We start from the raw sequence: 1,825 nt of genomic DNA, 5'->3' as shown, positions 1-1,825 counted from the left end.
GCTTCCCCGGCGGGCACGACCACGTATTCCACGTCCGGGTGCACGGCCAGCGCCTCGTTGGTGGGCAGGGTCCAGGGGGTGGTGGTCCAGGCCAGGGCCTGCACGCCGACCAGGTGGCGGGAGACCGGCAGCTCGCCCTCCAGGATTGGGAAGGTGACGGTCACGGTCTGGTCCTGGACGTTCTTGTAGACGTCGTCGTCCATGCGCAGCTCGTGGTTGGACAGCGGGGTCTCGTCCTTCCAGCAGTACGGCAGCACGCGGAAGCCTGGTAGGTCAGCCCCTTGTCGGAGAGCTGCTTGAACGCCAGATCACCGATTCCATGTACTCGACGTTCAGGGTCTTGTAGTCGTTTTCAAAGTCGACCCAGCGCGCCTGGCGGGTGACGTACTCCTCCCACTCGTCGGCGTACTTCATCACCGAGCTGCGGCAGGCGTCGTTGAACTTGTCGATGCCCATCTCCAGGATGTGCTTCTTATCGGCCATCCCCAGCTGCTTCATGGCCTCCAGCTCGGCCGGCAGCCCGTGGGTGTCCCAGCCGAAACGGCGTTCCACACGGTGTCCGCGCTGGGTCTGGTAGCGGGCGACCAGGTCCTTGACGTAGCCGGTGAGCAGGTGGCCGTAGTGCGGCAGGCCGTTGGCGAACGGCGGGCCGTCGTAGAAGACGAATTCGTTGTCTTCGCGCTGGTCAATGGAGGCCTGGAAGGTGTTGTCCCGCTTCCAGTACTCGAGGACTCGTTTTTCGATCTCGGGGAAGCGCGGAGATGCCGGGGTGGAACCGGAGGGATCGGTAGTGACCTTCGGGTAGAAGCTCATCGTAGGCGGCCATCCTTACAAGCGTAGGTTCGGAAACATTCACTGCGAGGACGACCTGTGGCCGCGGTACCACCCCGCTTGTTCCCCCATCCGGCACCGCGTGGGGGCCGGCGGACAAACCGCTTGTCTTCAGCTGTCACGGGCTGGTCCCGCTCGGTTCTACTAGGCCCGGAACCGGGCTGTTCTTCCAAGGACTCCCCGGTGATGGCCGGATCAACGTCGCACGTCTTCCACTTTACCCGGATTTGTCCACCACGTCATGCCACCCTGACCGCGTGCTTCGGCACATCCTCGGCCAACACGGCCCCTGCTGCCCTGGACGCTGGCCGGTGAGCGGCTTCTGCCTAGGCTCGGGGTAATCGGCACGGATGGGAGCACCGCGCCGCGCATTGTTCGAAGGGACCAGGAAAGTCAATGACGGACCATCACGGGCAGGACGGGATCTGGACGCATCTGGAGGATCTGCCGGACACCGACGCCGGTCCACCGCACGACAATGCCCCCATCGCGGGTGAGGGCGGGTTTAACTTTGCCGTCAAGGCCAATATCCAGGTGCAGGGCCTTCCGACGAACGCGGCCAGCCCCGTCTATGGCGGGTACCGGGCTCCGGCCGATGCCTGGTGGTTTCCATCCTGCGCCAGCATGGCGGTCGGGTGCACGGCCTGACGAACATGCATGAGCTGGCGTTCGGGATCACCAGCAACAACGCCGTCTACGGGCCGGTGCGCAACCTTATGATCGGCAGCGCACCGCGGGCGGATCCAGTGGCGGCAGCGCCGCGGCCGTGGCCGCCGGGACCGTGCGCATTTCCCTGGGTACGGACACCGGCGGCTCAATTTCCATCCCGGCCTCCTCCTGCGGGTGGTCGGGTTTCGTCCCAGCACCGGACGTTGGCCCATTGACGGGATCATCGGGCTGTCCACCTCCCGCGACACCATTGGCGTGCACACCCCCACCGTGGCCGAGGCGGGCCTGCTGGACAACTGGATCAGCAACACCCCGCCGGCACCTG

Annotated in this window: 1 protein-coding gene and 2 pseudogenes; 2 read left to right on the top strand and 1 reads right to left on the bottom strand. The window is 65.5% G+C overall.

The features are described from left to right. Window positions 1-813: pseudogene (locus tag JCM19049_RS13130) on the bottom strand (class I tRNA ligase family protein); the annotation flags it as partial. Between the two features lie 414 nt (window positions 814-1,227). On the opposite strand from JCM19049_RS13130, the gene JCM19049_RS13125 reads away from it, so the two are divergent. Both JCM19049_RS13125 and JCM19049_RS20920 read left to right on the top strand, forming a co-directional pair. Beyond that, window positions 1,228-1,479 (top strand): hypothetical protein, encoded by a 252-nt coding sequence (locus JCM19049_RS13125; RefSeq protein ID WP_054821808.1) that lies wholly within the window; start codon window positions 1,228-1,230, stop codon window positions 1,477-1,479. Between the two features lie 118 nt (window positions 1,480-1,597). Beyond that, a pseudogene (locus tag JCM19049_RS20920) lies at window positions 1,598-1,825 on the top strand (amidase family protein); the annotation flags it as partial.

The organism is Arthrobacter sp. JCM 19049, from assembly GCF_001310435.1.
This window is presented reverse-complemented; position numbering and strand designations above follow the sequence as displayed.

What these genes read in the sequence shown, in the direction of transcription:
- JCM19049_RS13125 (WP_054821808.1), top strand. Translation starts at nt 1,228, where the DNA reads ATGACGGACCATCACGGGCAGGACGGGATCTGGACGCATCTGGAGGAT.